A 2,713-nucleotide genomic window follows, 5' to 3' on the forward strand; every position below is an offset into this window, starting at 1 on the left:
CAGGCCGTCACCGCCAAGAACCTGGACTGGAACGGCAACCTGGCCACCGGCGCCTCGACCAGCATCGGCTTCAACGGCAGCTGGTCCGGTACCAATCCCAAGCCGACCTCCTTCACGATCAACGGCGTAGCCTGTGGCGGGACCACCCCCGTCAACCAGCCGCCCACGGTGAAGATCACCGCTCCGGCGGCCGGGGCCACCTTCGCCGCGCCCGCGACGGTCCCGATCACCGCCGACGCGGCCGACAGCGACGGCACCGTCTCCAAGGTCGAGTTCCTCAACGGCAGCACGGTGCTGAGCACCGACACCACCGCGCCGTACGCCTTCAACTGGACGAACGTCGCCGCCGGAAGCTACTCGCTCACCGCGCGGGCGACCGACAACGCGGGGGCGGTCACCACCTCCACCCCGGTGGGGATCACCGTCACCGCCGACTCCGCCGCCGCGGTGCTCGCCACCCCGTCCACGATCGCCGTCCCCGAGGGCGGCACCGCCGACTTCTCGGTCAAGCTCTCCAAGGCCCCGACCTCGAACGTCACCGTGACGACCGCCAGGACGAGCGGTGACACCGACCTGACCGTCTCCTCCGGCGCGTCGCTGACCTTCACCACCGCCAACTGGAACACGGCCCAGACGGTGCGGATCGCCGCCGCCGAGGACGCCGACCAGACCTCCGGCAGTGCGGAGTTCACCTCGACCGCCCCCGGTCACACCTCGGCCAAGGTGACCGCCACCGAGGTGGACAACGACGTCAGCGGTGGCGACAACGAGTACATCAAGCGCTTCGTCGCGATGTACAACAAGCTCAAGGACCCGGCGAACGGCTACTTCTCGCCGGAGGGCGTGCCCTACCACTCCGTCGAGACCTTCATGGTCGAGGCGCCGGACCACGGGCACGAGACCACCTCCGAGGCCTACAGCTACTACCTGTGGCTGGAGGCGGCCTACGGCAAGGTGACCGGCGACTGGAGCAGGTTCAACGCCGCCTGGGCCTCGATGGAGAAGTACATCATCCCGGCCACCGCCGACCAGCCGACCAACTCCTTCTACAACCCGTCCAAGCCCGCCACGTACGCCGGCGAGTGGGACGACATCAAGCAGTACCCCTCCAAGCTGGACAACGGCGTGAGCGTCGGCGTCGACCCGATCGCGAACGAGCTGAAGACCGCCTACGGCACCAGCGACGTCTACGGCATGCACTGGCTGCTGGACGTGGACAACACCTACGGCTTCGGCCGCTGCGGGGACGGCACCACCAGGCCCGCCTACATCAACACCTACCAGCGCGGCCCCGAGGAGTCGGTCTTCGAGACCATTCCGCAGCCGTCCTGCGACACCTTCAAGCACGGCGGCCCGAACGGCTTCCTGGACCTGTTCACCGGGGACAGCAGCTACGCCAAGCAGTGGAAGTACACCAACGCCCCCGACGCGGACGCCCGCGCCGTCCAGGTGGCCTACTGGGCGCACACCTGGGCCACCGAGCAGAACAAGGCGTCGCAGGTCTCGGCCACGGTCGCCAAGGCCGCGAAGATGGGTGACTACCTGCGCTACGCGATGTACGACAAGTACTTCAAGAAGCAGGGCTGCACCAGCACCTCGTGTGCGGCGGGCACCGGCAAGGACAGCGCCTCCTACCTGCTGAGCTGGTACTACGCCTGGGGCGGCGCCAACGACAGCTCCGCCGGCTGGGCCTGGCGGATCGGCTCCAGCCACAACCACTCCGGCTACCAGAACCCGATGGCCGCCTGGGCACTGTCCAGCGTGGACGTGCTCAAGCCCAAGGGCACGACCGCCGTCGCGGACTGGACCACCAGCGCCAAGCGGCAGCTTGAGTTCTACCGCTGGCTCCAGTCGAGCGAGGGCGCGATCGCCGGTGGCGCCACCAACAGCTGGCAGGGTCACTACGCGGCCCCGCCGTCGACACTGCCCACCTTCTACGGCATGGCCTATGACTGGCAGCCGGTCTACCACGACCCGCCGTCCAACCAGTGGTTCGGCTTCCAGGCCTGGACGATGGAGCGGGTCGCGGAGCTCTACTACGCGACCGGCAACGCCGACGCCAAGCTGATCCTCGACAAGTGGGTCAAGTGGGCCACCGACAACACCACCGTCAACGCCGACGGGACCTACCAGATCCCCTCGACCCTGGTGTGGACCGGCCAGCCCGACACCTGGAACGCGAGCAACCCCGGCGGCAACAGCGGGCTGCACGTGAGCATCAGGGACTACACGACGGACGTGGGCGTGGCGGGTTCCTACGCCAAGGTGCTGATGTACTACGCGGCCAAGTCCGGCAACGCCACCGCCAAGAACGTCGCCAAGGGCCTGCTCGACGGCATGTGGAAGAACAACCAGGACGCCAAGGGTGTCTCGGTCCCCGAGACGAAGGCCGACTACCGGCGCCTCAACGACCCGGTCTACGTCCCCGCGGGCTGGAGCGGCAAGATGCCCAACGGCGACGTGATCAACTCCAGCTCGACCTTCCTGTCCATCCGGTCCTTCTACAAGAACGACCCGGACTGGCCGAAGGTGGACGCCTTCCTGAAGGGCACCGGGCCCGCCCCGTCCTTCAACTACCACCGGTTCTGGGCACAGGTGGACGTCGCCGTCGCCCTGGCCGAGTACGGCCGGCTCTTCCCCTGATCCGGCACCTTCCCCGATCCCGATTCCGGCCTTGACCCCGGTTCCCGGTCCGGCTCCCGTCTGAGCCGGA

The 2,713-nt window shown here is 68.0% G+C and carries 1 protein-coding gene; it reads left to right on the plus strand.

The features are described 5' to 3' along the window. A partial coding sequence (locus tag ABZU75_RS46125; RefSeq protein WP_355569837.1) for a glycoside hydrolase family 48 protein occupies positions 1-2,643 on the plus strand: 2,643 nt, incomplete at its 5' end. Between the last annotated feature and the right edge of the window lie 70 nt (positions 2,644-2,713).

The organism is Streptosporangium sp. NPDC005286, assembly GCF_040607515.1.
Taxonomy (GTDB): Bacteria; Actinomycetota; Actinomycetes; order Streptosporangiales; family Streptosporangiaceae; genus Streptosporangium.